The sequence below is a fragment of the Streptomyces sp. NPDC020489 genome (assembly GCF_044386545.1).
Classification (GTDB): Bacteria; Actinomycetota; Actinomycetes; order Streptomycetales; family Streptomycetaceae; genus Streptomyces.
In genome coordinates, this window is sequence record NZ_JBIRUZ010000006.1 from 458,154 (window position 1) to 472,956 (window position 14,803).

The 14,803-nt window shown below is 72.3% G+C and carries 18 protein-coding genes; 10 read left to right on the top strand and 8 right to left on the bottom strand.

Annotated features, from left to right (window positions below):
- Window positions 1-150 precede the first annotated feature (150 nt).
- From phoU to ACH41F_RS19210, 3 genes are all read left to right on the top strand, one after another.
- The gene (gene phoU, locus ACH41F_RS19200) at window positions 151-840 is read left to right on the top strand and encodes a phosphate signaling complex protein PhoU (protein WP_391234087.1); all 690 of its coding nucleotides are present in this window, start codon (window positions 151-153) and stop codon (window positions 838-840) included.
- A gap of 136 nt (window positions 841-976) precedes the next feature.
- Window positions 977-1,132 (top strand): hypothetical protein, encoded by a 156-nt coding sequence (locus ACH41F_RS19205; RefSeq protein ID WP_391234086.1) that lies wholly within the window; start codon window positions 977-979, stop codon window positions 1,130-1,132.
- Window positions 1,133-1,264: 132 nt separating this feature from the next.
- The gene (locus ACH41F_RS19210) at window positions 1,265-1,516 is read left to right on the top strand and encodes an SCO4226 family nickel-binding protein (RefSeq protein WP_391234413.1); all 252 of its coding nucleotides are present in this window, start codon (window positions 1,265-1,267) and stop codon (window positions 1,514-1,516) included.
- A gap of 452 nt (window positions 1,517-1,968) precedes the next feature.
- Here ACH41F_RS19210 and ACH41F_RS19215 read toward each other — a convergent pair whose 3' ends face one another.
- Window positions 1,969-2,190, bottom strand: coding sequence for a hypothetical protein (locus ACH41F_RS19215; protein ID WP_391234085.1), 222 nt, complete (start codon window positions 2,188-2,190; stop codon window positions 1,969-1,971).
- A gap of 157 nt (window positions 2,191-2,347) precedes the next feature.
- Window positions 2,348-3,109 carry a phosphoglyceromutase gene (locus ACH41F_RS19220; RefSeq protein ID WP_391234084.1) on the bottom strand — a complete coding sequence of 254 codons (762 nt, stop codon included), beginning with the start codon at window positions 3,107-3,109 and terminating at the stop codon, window positions 2,348-2,350.
- A 155-nt stretch (window positions 3,110-3,264) separates the two neighbouring features.
- On the opposite strand from ACH41F_RS19220, the gene ACH41F_RS19225 reads away from it, so the two are divergent.
- Window positions 3,265-4,635, top strand: coding sequence for an MDR family MFS transporter (locus ACH41F_RS19225; protein WP_398836681.1), 1,371 nt, complete (start codon window positions 3,265-3,267; stop codon window positions 4,633-4,635).
- A 6-nt stretch (window positions 4,636-4,641) separates the two neighbouring features.
- Here the strand turns inward: ACH41F_RS19225 and ACH41F_RS19230 are convergent, their stop codons facing one another.
- Window positions 4,642-5,070 carry a DUF2000 family protein gene (locus ACH41F_RS19230; RefSeq protein ID WP_398836683.1) on the bottom strand — a complete coding sequence of 143 codons (429 nt, stop codon included), beginning with the start codon at window positions 5,068-5,070 and terminating at the stop codon, window positions 4,642-4,644.
- Window positions 5,071-5,119: 49 nt separating this feature from the next.
- Between ACH41F_RS19230 and ACH41F_RS19235 the strand changes: the two genes are divergently transcribed.
- Together ACH41F_RS19235 and ACH41F_RS19240 are read left to right on the top strand one after the other, a co-directional pair.
- The gene (locus ACH41F_RS19235) at window positions 5,120-5,914 is read left to right on the top strand and encodes an AraC family transcriptional regulator (RefSeq protein ID WP_398836685.1); all 795 of its coding nucleotides are present in this window, start codon (window positions 5,120-5,122) and stop codon (window positions 5,912-5,914) included.
- 80 nt (window positions 5,915-5,994) lie between these two features.
- Window positions 5,995-6,516 (top strand): hypothetical protein, encoded by a 522-nt coding sequence (locus ACH41F_RS19240; RefSeq protein WP_391234080.1) that lies wholly within the window; start codon window positions 5,995-5,997, stop codon window positions 6,514-6,516.
- Window positions 6,517-6,531: 15 nt separating this feature from the next.
- Here ACH41F_RS19240 and ACH41F_RS19245 read toward each other — a convergent pair whose 3' ends face one another.
- The gene (locus tag ACH41F_RS19245) at window positions 6,532-7,056 is read right to left on the bottom strand and encodes a YbjN domain-containing protein (RefSeq protein WP_391234079.1); all 525 of its coding nucleotides are present in this window, start codon (window positions 7,054-7,056) and stop codon (window positions 6,532-6,534) included.
- A complete protein-coding gene (gene mshA / locus ACH41F_RS19250; RefSeq protein WP_391234078.1) occupies window positions 7,049-8,386 on the bottom strand; it encodes a D-inositol-3-phosphate glycosyltransferase in 1,338 nt (445 codons plus the stop codon). The genes ACH41F_RS19245 and mshA overlap by 8 nt, the downstream gene beginning before the upstream one ends.
- Before the next feature lie 207 nt (window positions 8,387-8,593).
- Between mshA and ACH41F_RS19255 the strand changes: the two genes are divergently transcribed.
- The 3 genes from ACH41F_RS19255 (at window position 8,594) to ACH41F_RS19265 (ending at window position 12,329) form a co-directional block, all read left to right on the top strand.
- On the top strand, window positions 8,594-9,388 hold the full coding sequence (locus ACH41F_RS19255) for a class I SAM-dependent methyltransferase (RefSeq protein ID WP_391234077.1): 795 nt from the start codon (window positions 8,594-8,596) through the stop codon (window positions 9,386-9,388).
- A 218-nt stretch (window positions 9,389-9,606) separates the two neighbouring features.
- Window positions 9,607-10,692: an NlpC/P60 family protein gene (locus ACH41F_RS19260; protein WP_391234076.1), complete on the top strand. Its 1,086-nt coding sequence runs from the start codon at window positions 9,607-9,609 to the stop codon at window positions 10,690-10,692.
- 332 nt (window positions 10,693-11,024) lie between these two features.
- Entirely contained in the window at window positions 11,025-12,329 is a 1,305-nt protein-coding gene (locus tag ACH41F_RS19265; protein WP_391234075.1) for a SpoIIE family protein phosphatase, read from the top strand.
- Between the two features lie 28 nt (window positions 12,330-12,357).
- On the opposite strand, the gene ACH41F_RS19270 is transcribed toward ACH41F_RS19265, so the two are convergent.
- The 3 genes from ACH41F_RS19270 to ACH41F_RS19280 all read right to left on the bottom strand — a co-directional run bounded on the left by ACH41F_RS19270 (window position 12,358) and on the right by ACH41F_RS19280 (window position 14,060).
- The gene (locus tag ACH41F_RS19270; protein ID WP_391234074.1) at window positions 12,358-12,684 is read right to left on the bottom strand and encodes a DUF2516 family protein; all 327 of its coding nucleotides are present in this window, start codon (window positions 12,682-12,684) and stop codon (window positions 12,358-12,360) included.
- A 114-nt stretch (window positions 12,685-12,798) separates the two neighbouring features.
- The gene (locus tag ACH41F_RS19275) at window positions 12,799-13,485 is read right to left on the bottom strand and encodes a hypothetical protein (protein WP_391234073.1); all 687 of its coding nucleotides are present in this window, start codon (window positions 13,483-13,485) and stop codon (window positions 12,799-12,801) included.
- Between the two features lie 65 nt (window positions 13,486-13,550).
- Window positions 13,551-14,060, bottom strand: a complete 510-nt coding sequence (locus tag ACH41F_RS19280) for a helix-turn-helix domain-containing protein (protein WP_391234072.1) — start codon at window positions 14,058-14,060, stop codon at window positions 13,551-13,553.
- 144 nt (window positions 14,061-14,204) lie between these two features.
- Here ACH41F_RS19280 and ACH41F_RS19285 point away from each other — a divergent pair, with 144 nt between their 5' ends.
- Window positions 14,205-14,798, top strand: coding sequence for a DUF664 domain-containing protein (locus ACH41F_RS19285; RefSeq protein ID WP_391234071.1), 594 nt, complete (start codon window positions 14,205-14,207; stop codon window positions 14,796-14,798).
- Window positions 14,799-14,803: the final 5 nt, after the last annotated feature.

Here is a 14,803-nt window from a genome sequence, read left to right on the forward strand (position 1 = left end):
CCAGGGACGGTTCATTTGGGGTGACGGAATTCGACGCGTACGGGGCCGAACGTGGGAGCGTGGGGTTCACAGCGCCCGTCGTCCCGGAGTCTCGGGCGGCTGGTTCTGGCCCCCGGAACCCCCGAGGCAGACGTAAGAGAGGGACCCCTGATGCGGGACGCGTACCACGAGGAACTGGACTCGATCGGCGACGGTCTGGTCGAGATGGCCCGGCTGGTGGGCTCGGCGATCGGGCGCGCCACGACGTCCATCCTCGACTCCGACCTGAAGCTGGCCGAGAGCGTCATCGAGGCCGACCAGAGGGTCGACGACCTCCAGCACGAGCTGGAGGCCCGGGCCATAGCCCTGCTCGCCCGCCAGCAGCCGGTGGCGACGGACCTCCGTATCGTCGTGACGTCCCTGCGCATGTCGGCGGACCTGGAGCGCGCGGGCGACCTCGCCCAGCACGTGGCGAAGCTGGCGCGGCTGCGCTTCCCGGAGCGGGCGATCCCGCACGACCTGCACGCCACGATCCTGGAGATGGGCCAGCTCGCGCAGCGCCTGATGGCGAAGGCGGCGGAGGTCATCATCACCAAGGACGTCGATCTCGCGCTCCAACTGGAGCAGGACGACGACGAGATGGACCTGCTGCACCGCACGCTCTTCCAGCACCTGATGGACGACCGCTGGAAGCACGGCATCGAGACGGCGGTGGACGTGACCCTGCTGGGCCGCTACTACGAGCGGTTCGCGGACCACGCGGTGTCGGTGGCGAAGCGGGTGGTGTACCTGGTGACGGGTGAGCACGCGGACGAGTTGCAGTCGGACATCCAGCCGGCGACCGGCGTGGAAGAGGCCTGACCCGGCGGGACGGAGCCTGTTCGGGGCGCTCACGAGCCTCCGTGCGCCGTTGATGCGACCGCGTCGGCGGGCATGCAATGAGCACAGGGTCTGATGCGAGGTCCGGGAGTTCAGACCCTTGCCTCGAGGAGGACCCATGGCCGAATCCCCCAGCACCACGCCCGACCCGACGCAGGAGCGCGAGACCGAGCGGCCCGCCGAGACACGGAACCTGATGCTGATCGGCGCGTGCGGCTGCGGCTCGGGCTGCGGATGCGGGTGCCAGTCGGGCAACCCCTGCCAGTGCGGCTGACACCGCGCCTGACGTCGTACGACCGTGAAGGGCCCCGGTGATCACGCCGGGGCCCTTCCCGTCTGCGGTCGCCGCTCCGGCCCCTGGGGGCGCAGCATGGAGGGAGCGGCAAGTGCGAAGGAGGTGCGGGTCATGGCGCAGTTCATGGACGTACACCACGGAATGCAGGGCATCACGGCCGACCAGTTGCAGCAGGCGCACCAGGCCGACCTCGACATAGAGAACGAGGAGGGCGTCCACTTCCAGCGGGCGTGGGCGGACCCGGAGTCCGGGACGGTCTACTGCCTGTCCGAGGCGCCCTCGGCCGAGGCGGTGCAGCGCATCCACGAGCGCACGGGGCACAAGGCGGACGAGATCCACGCGGTACCGCTGTCGATCGCGTGACGCGCCCGGGCGCTCACGCCGCGACGCGCGCCGGGCGGCGACCGGTGGGGGCTGTGCGCCCGGCGTGGCGGCCGCACCGGTGTCCTGCCGCGGCGGCCGTTGCGCGGGCCCTGTGCGAGGGGTGGGCGCCCTCGGCCCCGGGCGCCCGGTTCCGCCTGGACCGCGCCGGCGGCTTCAGGCGCGTGCCCTGGGCGTCAGGCCGCCCTGTGCCGCGCCCCACGCTTGCGCGGGGCGGGCTCCTGTGCGTCCTCCGCCTCCTCGGGCCAGTACGGCTCGGTGTCCCCGAAGTCCGGGGACTGGAAGGGGTCCGTCGCCGGGGACGGCGATACCGCGGTGGAGCGACGGGGTTGCCCTTCGGGGGCGGAGAACAGCGACGTCGGTTCGATGAGAGGTCTGCCTTTCCTTACAGGTCCCGGGCGGGACCTGGTGTGCCGTGAGGGGGCACAGTGGCCCTACAGCTTGGTCATCTTGGCGTACGGGCTCAGGATCCGCATCTGCGCCGAGCCGAAGTCGACCAGCATCGCGATCCCTTCCTCGACGCCGATCACGGAGCCGAGGCCGTACACGTCGTGCGTGACCTGATCGCCCAGGTCGAAGTGCTTGGGAACCGGTGCGACCGGGGCCGGGAAGGGGCTGGTGGGCAGATGACGCTTGGGTGCCGCAGGTCTTGTCATGCTTCAGTATGCGCCCTCGCGAAACCCGCCCGCTGTGGCCGTGGGCACATCCCGGGGGCGACGGCCCGGTCCACGCAGGTCCGCGGATCCGCCCCGCGACCACGAAAAAGCCCCCCACCTGCACCGGAGCCGCAGGCGGGGGGTTGTTGGCGTCGTGTTACTTCTTCTTGCCCTGATTCTTTACCGCCTCGATCGCCGCCGCGGCCGCGTCGGGGTCGAGGTAGGTGCCGCCGGGGTTGAGGGGCTTGAAGTCGGCGTCCAGCTCGTAGGACAGCGGGATGCCGGTCGGGATGTTGAGGCCCGCGATGTCGGCGTCCGAGATGCCGTCGAGGTGCTTGACCAGGGCGCGCAGCGAGTTGCCGTGGGCGGCGACCAGGACCGTGCGGCCGGCGAGGAGGTCGGGGACAATGCCGTCGTACCAGTACGGGAGCATGCGGTGGACGACGTCCTTGAGGCACTCCGTGCGGGGGCGCAGCTCCGGGGGGATCGTCGCGTAGCGCGGGTCGGCCGACTGGGAGAACTCCGTGCCGTCCTCGAGCGGCGGCGGGGGCGTGTCGTAGGAGCGGCGCCAGAGCATGAACTGCTCCTCGCCGAACTCCGCGAGGGTCTGCGCCTTGTCCTTGCCCTGGAGGGCGCCGTAGTGACGCTCGTTCAGGCGCCATGAGCGGTGGACCGGGATCCAGTGGCGGTCCGCCGACTCCAGGGCCAGCTGCGCGGTACGGATGGCGCGCTTCTGGAGCGAGGTGTGGACCACGTCGGGCAGGAGATCGGCGTCCTTCAGGAGCTCGCCACCGCGGACCGCCTCCTTCTCGCCCTTCTCGTTCAGGTTGACGTCCACCCAGCCGGTGAACAGGTTCTTGGCGTTCCACTCGCTCTCGCCGTGGCGGAGGAGGATCAGCTTGTACGGTGCGTCGGCCATGCGTATGAGCGTAATCCACCTGTCTGATCCCTCGCGCGCCCCGCTCGGCAGGCGGACGGTTGACCCGATCTGTTAATTGAGTGGCCTCTCCCAGCACGCCACTTGTAAGTTGCTCACGCCGCCAGCAGCACTTACACCGCACCGGGGGATCCGCCATGTCACCAACCGCCGTGAGACGCGCCGTCCGTGAGTCCGTCTCCGGGCTCCCCCGCGAGTTCTGGTGGCTGTGGACCAGCACCCTCGTCAACCGGCTCGGCGCCTTCGTCGCCACCTTCATGGCGCTCTATCTGACCCTGGACCGCGGGTACTCCGCCGTCTACGCCGGCCTCGTCGCCTCCCTGCACGGGCTGGGCGGCGTCGTCTCCTCCGTCGGGGCCGGGGTGATGACCGACCGGCTCGGGCGGCGGCCCACGCTGCTGCTCGCCCAGGGGTCGACCGCCCTGTCCGTCGCCCTGCTCGGGTTCATGCACCACCCGGCCGCCATCGCCGCCGTCGCGTTCCTCGTCGGCATGACCTCCAACGCCTCGCGGCCCGCCGTGCAGGCGATGATGGCCGACATCGTGCGGCCCGAGGACCGGGTGCGCGCCTTCTCCCTCAACTACTGGGCGATCAACCTGGGATTCGCCGTGTCCTCCATGGGCGCCGGGTTCATCGCCGAGTTCAGCTATCTCGCCGGTTTCCTCATCGAGGCCGGCATGACCGCCGTCTGCGCGATCGTCGTCTTCCTGAAGCTGCCCGAGTCGCGGCCCGAGCGCACGGCCGCCGAGAAGGGGGCGGACGACGAGGTCGGTCTTCGCACCGTGCTCCGCGACGGGCGGTACATGGGTGTGGTCGGGCTGTCCTTCCTCATCGCCTTCGTCTTCCAGCAGGGCTCGGTCGGGCTCCCGGTCGCGATGGGCGAGGCCGGGTTCACGCCCGCCGACTACGGCATGGCCATCGCCGTCAACGGCATCCTCATCGTCGCGCTCCAGATCCCGGTCACCCGGTTCATCCAGCACCGCGACCCCCGCCGGCTGCTCGTCGTCTCGTCGCTGCTCGCCGGGTACGGCTTCGGACTGACCGCCTTCGCCGGCTCCATCGGCGTCTTCGCCCTGACGGTCTGCGTCTGGACCCTCGCCGAGATCGTCAACGCCCCCACCCAGACCAGCCTGGTCGTCCGCCTCTCCCCCACCCACGGCCGGGGCCGCTACCAGGGCATGTACACCCTGTCCTGGGCCGTCGCCTCCCTCGTGGCGCCGCTGATGTCCGGCCTGATCATCGACCACTACGGCGCACGGTGGCTGTGGGGTCTGTGCGCGGTCGTCGGCACGGTGGCCGGAGTCGGGTACGCCGTGCTGATGCGCGGCCTGCCCGCCGAGGACGCGTACGCCGCCGGCCTGGAGGGGGCTCCGACCGAGGGCCCGGACGGGACCCTGGTGAAGGTCCTGGACGAGGCCCTGGACGAGACGCTGGGCAAGGTCCCGGACGCGACCCCGGTCACGGTCCCCGCCCGCGACCGGCCGACCCCGTCGAGGAAGCGCGCCTGACGCCCCTCACGGATGCATCCGCGCCCCCTTCACCACCTTGTCGACCCCGTTCCGCGCCCCGTACACGGCGAGCCCCACCAGGTCGAGCTCCGCCGTCCCCACGGCGCGCACCGCCGCCCGGTTGTCGCGGTCGTTGCCCGTCGTGAAGAGGTCGCTCGTGAAGACCGAGCACGGCAACGCCCGGGACAGCGCACGCGCGTGCGCCGCCGTCAGCGTCTCCTTCGTGCCCTCGAAGACCATGACCGGCTGCCGGAACATCGGCAGATAGGCCACCCCGTCGCCGTCCTCGTACGGCTTCCCGACCACCTCGGGGACGGTCGTGCCGAGGCCGCTGACGAGGAACGCGGTGACGTTCAGGCGTTGCCAGGGCTCCAGGTCCGCCCGCAGCAGGACGGCGATCTTCGTGTCGAACCGGATGGGTGTGTCGTCGCTCATGCCCCGAGACTGCCGAACGTCGTCCGACCTCGTCTTGTACGTTCTTTGCATGGCCACCCGGCAGACCGTCTCCGCCTGGCGCCCCGCCGTCCCGGGCGTCGTGGAGGTCTTCCACGCGCACTTCACCGGGTACGCCTATCCGATGCACGTCCATGACGCGTGGACGCTGCTGATCGTGGACGACGGGGCCGTGCGGTACGACCTCGACCGGCACGAGCACGGCACCCCGCACGACACGGTGTCCCTGCTGCCGCCGCACGTCCCGCACAACGGCTCCCCCGCCTCCCCGGACGGCTTCCGCAAGCGGGTCGTCTATCTCGACACCTCGCTGCTCGCCGAGGAGCTCGTCGGCTCCGCCGTGGACACCCCCGACCTGCGCGACCCGCTGCTGCGACGGCGTGTGGGGCAGTTGCACCAAACCCTGGACCGTCCCGGCGACGAGCTGGAGGCCGCGAGCAGGCTGACGTTCATCGGGGAGCGGCTGACCGCCCGGCTGCGGCCGCGGCTCGTCACCGAGGTGCCGCGGGCCGACCCGGCGCTCGCCCGGCGGCTGCGCGAGCTCCTCGACGAGCGGGTGGTGGAGGGGATCGCCCTCGACGAGGCCGCCGCGCTGCTGCACGCGCATCCCGCGCATCTGGTACGGGCGTTCGGCACCGCCTACGGCATCGCGCCGCACCAGTACCTCACCTCCCGCCGCGTCGACCGCGCCCGGCGGCTCCTCCTCGACGGGGTGCGGCCGGGCGAGGTGGCCGCCGCCACCGGCTTCTTCGACCAGTCCCACCTCACCCGGCACTTCAGGAAGCTGGTGGGGGTCACCCCGGGGCGGTACACGAAGTCCCGGTAGGCGGGCCCCGCCGGAGCCCGGCCGACGTGCCTTCGGCGGAAGGCGCCCGTCCGGTGATCAACGCCGCTTAGCGTCGGTCCATGGACAACTCAGAGGACACCCAAGGCACTTCGCAGCCCCGCCGCACCGTGCGGGTCGGACGTTTCTCGACCGCCGTCGCCGGCGCGGCCGTCCTGGTCGTACTCAGCGTCGGCGCCGCCCTCGCGGCGACCTCGGACGAGGAGCCCACCGCCGAACCCTCCGTGGAGATCAGCGTCCCGGCGGACGGCGGCACGGGCGGTTCAGGCTCCGGCTCCGGCGGTGGCGGCACCGACGGCGGCACCACCGGCGGCGGCAACCCGAGCCCGACGTTCACGGAACCGGACCAGCCCACCGAGGAACCCACCGACGAACCGACCGAGGAACCCACCGACGGGCCGTCCGCGCCCAGCGAGCTGGACGAGCTCAACCGGCGTGTCGCGGAGCTCGACAAGAAGGTCGACGAGCTGCCCACCAAGAAGGAACTCGCGGACGCCCTGCGCGCGTTCGCCGACGAGCTCGACAAGAGCGACCCCACCGGCGAGCCCCGGCCGGACTCGTCCCTGCCGCCCGGCGACTCCTGAGGCGCCGGCCCGGGGTCAGCCGGACCGGTCCGGCCTCTCGGCCGGGCGCTGCGTCAGGTGGGCGAACGCGTCCAGGTTGCGCGTCGGCTCACCCCGGGCCACCCGCCACTCGTACTCCTTGCGGATGGCGGACGCGAAACCGAGTTCCAGCAGGGTGTTGAAGCTGCCGTCCGCCGCCTCCAGCGTCTGGCCGAGCAGGCGGTCGATCTCGTCGGGGGTCACGGCGGCCAGCGGGAGCTTGCCGGTGAGGTAGACGTCGCCATGCTGGTCGACGGCGTAACTCACGCCGTACAGCTTGAGGTTGCGCTCCAGGAGCCAGCGGTGGACGCCTTGTTCGTTCTCGTCGGGGTGGCGGATGACGAAGGCGTTCAGGGACAGGGAGTGCCGGCCGACCAGGAGGGAGAGTGTCGTCTTCAGCTTGCGGGTGCCGGGGAGCTGGACGACGTAGGTGCCGGCGGCGGGGCTCTCCCACTCCAGCTCGGCGTCCTTCAGGACGCCCTCGATGACCCGTGCCGCCTTCTCCGTCTCCGTGTCAGCCATGGTGGGAGCGTACGCGACGCCGGTGCGCCTGCATCGCGGCCGTGTAGACGTCCGCGGTCGCGGCGGCGGCGGTGTCCCAGCCGAAGGACTGGGCGTGCCGGGCGGCCTGCGCGCCCATGCGGGTCGCCGTCTGCGGGTCGTCGGCGAAGGCGCGCAGCACGCGCGCGTAGTCGGCGGGGTCGTGCCCTCGTACGAGGAATCCGGTACGGCCGTCCCGGACCGCGACCGGCAGTCCGCCGACCGCGGCCGCCAGGACGGGTGTGCCGGCCGCCTGGGCCTCTATGGCGACCAGGCCGAAGGACTCGCTGTACGACGGCATCACGAGGACGGACGCGGCGCGGAACCAGTCGGCGAGCTGTTCCTGGCCGACGGGCGGGCGGAACCGTACGACGTCGGCGATGCCGAGCCGGGCCGCCAGCTTCTGTAGCCCCTCGGGCTTGGCGAGACCGCTGCCGCTGGGGCCGCCGACGACGGGGACGACCAGGCGGGAGCGCAGTTCGGGGCGTTCGTCGAGCAGGACGGCGACGGCTCGCAGGAGGATGTCCGGGGCCTTCAGGGGCTGGATGCGGCCCGCGAAGAGCGGGATCAGCGCGTCCTGGGGCAGGCCGAGGCGGGCGCGGGCGGCGGCGCGGCCGTCGGCGGGGCGGAAGCGGTCGAGGTTGACGCCGGGGTGGACGACGGCGACCTTGCCGGGGTCGGCGCTGTAGTGGCGTACGAGCTCGTCGGCCTCCTCGGCGGTGTTGGCGATGAGGCGGTCGGCGGCGTCGACGATCTGGGTCTCGCCGATGACGCGGGCGGCGGGCTCGGGGGTGTCGCCGTCGGCGAGGTTGGCGTTCTTGACCTTGGCCATGGTGTGCATGGCGTGGACCAGGGGCACGCCCCAGCGCTGGGCGGCGAGCCAGCCGACGTGGCCGGAGAGCCAGTAGTGGGAGTGGACGAGGTCGTAGTGGCCGGGGCGGTGGCCGGCCCAGGCCTGCATCACGCCGTGGGTGAAGGCGCACAGCTGGGCGGGGAGCTCTTCCTTGGCGAGACCCTCGTAGGGGCCCGCGTCGACGTGCCGGACGAGGACGCCGGGGGCGAGCTGGACGGTGGGCTCCAGGGCGGCCGTCGTCGCGCGCGTGAAGATCTCGACCTCGATGTTGATCGCGGCCAGGCGCTGCGCGAGCTCGACGATGTAGACGTTCATGCCGCCCGCGTCGCCGGTGCCGGGCTGGTGGAGCGGGGAGGTGTGCACGGAGAGCATCGCGATACGGCGGGGGCGGCGGTGCAGCCGCAGGCGCGGGGGCGTGGCCGGGGAGCGACGCCCGAGCCTGCCGACGTACTGGCTCACGTGGCGGTCCTCCTCGCTGCGGGCATGCCGGACGGAGGGCGGGCCCTCCACGGGGGTGCAACATCGCAGGGGCGGGTTCCCATTCCGGGCGCGGGGAATTTTGCCTGGGTATTACCGGATGTCGCTCAACTGTTCGGGGTCTGGGTGCGTGGGGGGTGTGCTCGGGTGGGTGGGGCCGGGGTGTTCCGGGCGCATACCCTCGTAGGCATGACAGCCCGCGCAGCCCACCGCCCCGTGGGCACGGTCACGCGCGGGACGACCAACCCCAATCGGCTCCGGCGCATGGACCGCTGGATCGCCGCGACCCACGGGGCCGCGCTGCGTCGGGCCGGGGAACCCCTCGCCGTCGACCTGGGGTACGGGGCCGCCCCCTGGACCGCCGTCGAGCTGCTCGCACGGTTGCGGACCGTCGCTCCCCGCGCGCGGGTCGTGGGGGTGGAGATCGAACCGGCGCGCGTGGCGGCCGCGAAGCCGTACGAGCGCGAGGGGCTCGCGTTCCGGCACGGCGGGTTCGAGATCCCCGTGACCGGGCGGCCGCTGCTCGTCCGGGCCGCCAACGTGCTGCGGCAGTACGACGAGGGCGAGGTCGCCGAGGTCTGGGCGCGGCTGTGCGCACGGCTGGCGCCGGACGGGCTGCTCGTGGAGGGGACCTGCGACGAGATCGGGCGCCGGCACGTGTGGGTCGCGCTCGGGCCGGAGGGGCCGCGGACGGTCACCTTCGCCACCCGTCTGGGGTCACTGGAGCGGCCCTCCGACCTCGCCGAGCGGCTGCCGAAGGCGCTGATCCACCGGAACGTGCCCGGCGAGCCCGTGCACGCCTTCCTGCGGGACTTCGACCGCGCCTGGGCCGCCGCCGCGCCCTACGCCTCCTACGGCGCCCGGCAGCGCTGGACGCGCGCGGTGCGGGACCTGACGGCCGACTGGCCGGTCCTGGACCGGCCGGTGCGGTGGCGGCAGGGGGAAGTGACCGTGGCGTGGGGGGCGTTGGCACCGCGAGGGTGAACTCCCCCGCGCGCCCTGACCTGCGGGGAACGATCTCCGTGAGTCGTTCGTCACACAGGCGGGGAGATCGTCGTGCGGAGGCCGGAACGGGGGGAAGCACCATGTGAGCGGCCCGAAGCCGCACCGAGCACAGCCTCTGTCGCTTTGCGGCACGACATGGCACGATCCCCCAAGCGTCCGTAAGTTACTGACGGTAAATCAGGTTTGGGGGCAGGAGTATGGGTGCGGGCAAGCGCGGGCTGATCACAGCCGCCGTCACCGTGGTCTGCGCGGTCACCGTCCTGGCGGCACCGGGCACGGCGTTCGCCGCCCCGGGCCCGACGCCCTCGCCGTCCACCAGCCCGTCCGGCGCCCCGACCACCGGCGCGGGCAAGGACCTTGAGGCCGTACGCGCGAAGCTGGACGCCCTCTATCACGACGCCGCCGTGGCCACGGACGCGTACAACGCCGCCGAGGAGGCCGCCGACCAGCAGTCGGCCGCGATCGTGGCGCTGGCGAAGAAGATCGTCGAGGGCCAGGAGAGGCTGGCCGAGCTGAAGAAGCGCGCCGGCAGCGCGGCCGCCGCCCAGTACCGCAACGGCGGCCTGCCCGACGAGGCCCACCTGATGCTCAGCGACGACCCGCAGGAGTTCCTCGACGGCACCGGGCGCGTGCTCCAGGGCCAGCGCGCCACCAAGGGGCTCATCGCGGAAATGACCCGCACCCAGGAGGACTTGGAGCAGTACGCCAAGGACGCCTCCGCCCAGTGGGACAAACTGGAGGCCAACCGCAAGGCCAAGGCCGCCGCCAAGAAGAAGATCAAGAAGCAGATCGCGGCGGCCGAGGACCTCGAGTCCCAGCTGGAGAAGGAGGAGAAGGAGCGGCTGGCCCGGCTGGAGCAACAGGCCGCCTACCAGGCGCAGACCGCCTGGCTGGACTCCGGGATCCTCGACGAGATCAGCAGCAAGGCCTCCGTCCAGGGCAAAAAGGCCGTGGAGTACGCGACCGCCCAGATCGGCAAGCCGTACGAGTGGGGCGCCGAGGGTCCGGGGGCCTACGACTGCTCGGGCCTGACCTCACAGGCCTGGGCGAGCGCCGGGCAGGCGATCCCGCGGACCTCGCAGCAGCAGTGGAAGCAGCTCAAGCACGTGGACATCAAGGACATGCGGCCCGGCGACCTCGTCATCTACAACTCCGACGCCAGCCATGTCGCGATGTACATAGGCGACGGCGCGATCGTCCACGCCCCGCGTCCGGGGCGGACAGTGACGGTCGCGGGCGCGGGATCGATGCCGATCCTGGCGGTCGTACGGCCGGACGCCTGACCGCGGTGTGGGGCTCCGGAGCCCGGGCCCGGGGTCGTGCGGCCGGACGCCTGACGCCGTGCCAGGGGCGCCGGGGCCTGAGACCGGGGTCACGTGACGCAGGGCACCCGGGACGCCGGACAAACCCCTCGGCGACGTGACGTTCGTCATTCCCGCACCTCGGGCGGGGTGTCCAACTGCGGTGGAAAACGCGGCATATGACAGTGGCCCCGTGCCGAGACGGGTGCCGTACACCATTCCGTTGCGGCGCCGAGTACCGCTATGGTCCCCGTCGGTGGGTCGAGGTCCCTCGCCCCGCCATGCCCTCGGGGGGAGGGAAGGAACCCAAGACGATGCCCGTACCCGTACCGCGGCAGAGAGCGATCCCGGCCGTGGAAAGTGGTCAGGCGCCGGCCGCACCCGCACCTGGCGGCCCTTCCAGGGAAGAGGCCCCACGCACGGACGGCACGGCCGAGAAGCACAACGGCACCCAGCTGACGCTGCTGGTGATCGAGGACGATCCGGGCGGCTCCACGGTCGTGCCCGAGCTCCTCGACGCCGCCGGCAACCCGATCCGTGTCCGTACCGCCCGCAACCTCACCGAGGCCGAGCGGCTGCTCACCGACGACGTCCACTGCATCCTGCTGGACCTCGCCCTGCCCGCCCCCACGCGCGGCCCCGCCGACGACGAGCTCGCCGTGCTCAAGCACGTGCTGGAGCTCGCGCCCCGGCACGCGGTCCTCGTCCTCACCGCCTCCGGCGACGCCGAGCGCGGCGCCGAAGCGGTCCGGGTGGGCGCCCAGGACTACCTCTTCCGGGACGAGCTGGACAGCCGGCTGCTGAGCCGCGCGATCCGGTACGCCGTGGAGCGGAAGCGCTCCGACACGGCCGAGCGGCGACTGGCCGAGGGCCGGGTGCGGGCGCAGGAGAACCGGCGCCTGGAGCGCGGGCTGCTGCCCACGCCGCTGCTCGAGGGCTCCTCGCTGCGGTTCGCCGCGCGCTACCGCCCGGGCCGCTCACGCGCGCTGCTCGGCGGCGACTTCTACGACGTCGTCCGCACCCCCGACGGCACGGTCCACGCCATGATCGGCGACGTCTGCGGGCACGGCCCCGACGAGGCGGCGCTCGGCGTCGAGCTGCGGATCGCCTGGCGGGCCCTCACGCTCGCGGGACTGTGCGGGGACCAGCTGCTCGGCACCTTGCAGCAGGTCCTGGAGCACGAGCGGTCCGACGACGAGATCTTCGCGACGCTGTGCACGGTCGACATCGCGCCGGACGGGCGGCGGGCGGGCCTGTGCCTGGCCGGGCACCCCTCGCCGCTGGTCGCCCGCCCCGGACGGCCGGCCCAGCTGCTGCCGTACGACAACAACGGCCCCGCGCTCGGGCTGCTGCCCGGTGCGCGGTGGCCGCGGACGCAGGTGGAGCTGGGGCGCGAGTGGAGCCTGATGCTCTACACCGACGGTCTGATCGAGGGCCGGGTCGGGGTCGGCGGGGAGCGGCTCGGTCAGGACGGCATGGTGTCCATGGTCCGCAGGCAGCTCGCCGAGGGGCTGGCCGGCGAGGCGCTGCTGCGGGCGGCCGTCAGCGAGGTGCGGGAGCTGAACGGCGGCGAGCTGACGGACGACGTGGCGGTGCTGCTGCTGGACCGGACGGCGTGAGGCAGCCCGTCACGGGCCGCCCTCGCGTCTAACGGCCGCCGTTCCAGGGGCCGTACGGGCCGTCGCTGCTGCTGCCACCGCGGCCCCGGCCGCCGGAGACCTGGCGCAGGGCGGGGCGGACGTCCACGAGGAAGACGATCGAGGCGACCAGGCCCGCGAGCTGGAGGAAGAGCATCGGCACCAGCAGGTTCACCGCGACCGCGACGCCGAGGATGATCAGCCAGAACCCCTTGTTCTGCTTGCTGGCGGCCCGGTACGCGTCCTCACGGAACACGGCGGCCATCACGAAGGCCACGACCGCGAATCCCAGCATCGCGAGGTAGAGAATCCACATCAACCCCGCGAACCCCTGCATCAGCACAGCGTCCACCACCTGACTCGGCTCGTCGTTACGCGGTCACCGTACCCGGAGAACGGGCCGGGCACCCCAGGGGTGCCCGGCCCGTCCCAGAAGTGCCGCGGGTCTCGCTTACTTGGCGGGCGGCGTCGTCTTCTTGGCGGTGGTCTTCTTCGCCGGGGCCTTGCGGGCGGGGGCGGCGGGGGTCTTCTTCGCGGCAGCGGCGGTCGCGGCGGCGGGGGTGGTCACAGGCGCCGGGGCGGGCGTGGCCGCGGCGGGCTTCGGCTCGTCCTTGACCTCGACCGGCCGGGCGTTCGGCTCCACCGCGATGGCGAGCTCCTCGATCTCCTCGGCGGCCTCGCCACGCCAGGTGCGCACGGCCTGCTCGCCGTGCTCGGCGACCTTCTCGTAGGTCTCGCGGGCCTTCACGGCGTACTCGGCGGCGACGCCGACACCGCGCAGGGCGAGGTCCTGGGCGTTCTCGCCGATCTTCTTCAGGTCGGCGTCGAGGGTCGAGCCGAGCTTCTTGATGTCGCCGTCGAGGCTCGCGATGAACTCGCCGACCTTGGCCTGGAGGGACTCCTGGGCCTCCTTGGCCTTGGCACCGGCCTCCTTGGCGCGGGCGGCGGCCTTCTCCTGCACGGCCTTGGGGTCGGTGCCGCGCACGGCCTCGATCCGGGCCGGGGCCTCGGCGCGCAGCTGCTCGACGATGGCGGGCACCTTCTTGGCCTCCTGCAGGGCCAGGTCTCCGGCGCCGGCCAGGAAGTAGAGGGGCGTCGGGTCGGTGACGGCCTTGCGGATGTCGTCGGTGATGGCCATGGTGGTGGTCCTCCCGGGTCGCTTTCGCTTGAGGGTTTTGTATCCCGCGGTCAGCCGGTGCCGTGTCAACCGGCCGTCTGCCGCGGGTCGGCGTCGCCGCCGTCGGCCGTGCGGGGTGCCGTGGTCTTCTTGCGGGTACGGCGCTTGCCGGTGCCGCCCTGGGCGTCGTCGCCCGGCACGTCGGCGGCGGGGGTCTCGGGCTCCGGGGTGTCCTGCGCGTCGATCCCGAACCCGTTCTCCTTGCGGAAGGACTCGTAGATCTGGAGCAGCACCTGCTTCTGCCGCTCGTTGAGCGTGGGGTCGGCGATGATGACGGCGCGCGTCTCCACCTCGTCCCGGTCACGCTCGGCGTCGAGGATGCCGGCGCGGACGTACAGCGTCTCCGCGGAGATCCGCAGCGCCTTGGCGACCTGCTGCAACACCTCCGCGCTCGGCTTGCGCAGCCCGCGCTCGATCTGGCTCAGATACGGATTGGACACCCCGGCGGCGTCGGCGAGCTGCCTGAGCGAGAGCTGAGCGTTCCGCCGCTGCTCGCGCAGGTACTCACCGAGATTGCCGACGTTGAGCGATGCCATGCCCCCACTGTGCCCGACCCTTGCTAACTTTTGCAAGCGTCCGCTTGCAAAAGTGCTCCACACCACGCTTTCGGGGGACGCCGGGTGACCGGGCGGCTCCGCAATTGCCGTGCCCGTGGGTCCCCCGCCCCCCAGACTGGCCCCATGGCAGAAATCGAACCCAAGGACGTCCTCCGTCACTATCTCCGGTCCGCGCGTGACGCGCTGGTGTGGAAGTTGGACGGGCTCTCGGAGTACGACGTGCGGCGTCCGCTGACGCCGACCGGGACCAATCTGCTGGGGCTGGTGAAGCATGCGGCGGGGGTGGAGTTGGGGTATCTCGGGGACACCTTCGGGCGTCCGTCGGGCGAGCGGCTTCCCTGGCTGGAGGCCGGGGCCGAGCCCAACGGTGATATGTGGGCCACCGCCGAGGAGTCCCGCGAGGACATCGTGGGCCTGTACCGCAGGGCCTGGGCGCACGCGGACGCGACGCTCGCCGCGCTGCCCCTGGAGACGCTCGGCCATGTGCCGTGGTGGCCGGACGGCAAGGACGAGGTGACGCTGCATCACGCCCTGGTCCGGGTCATAGCCGACACCCACCGGCACGCCGGACACGCCGACATCCTCCGTGAACTCCTGGACGGAGCCGTCGGCATGAACGACGGCAACGACAGCATGGCCTCGCACGACCCGGCCTGGTGGCAGGCCTACCGGAACCGCCTGGAGGACGCGGCACGGGAGGCCGGGCAGAAGACCTGACCCCG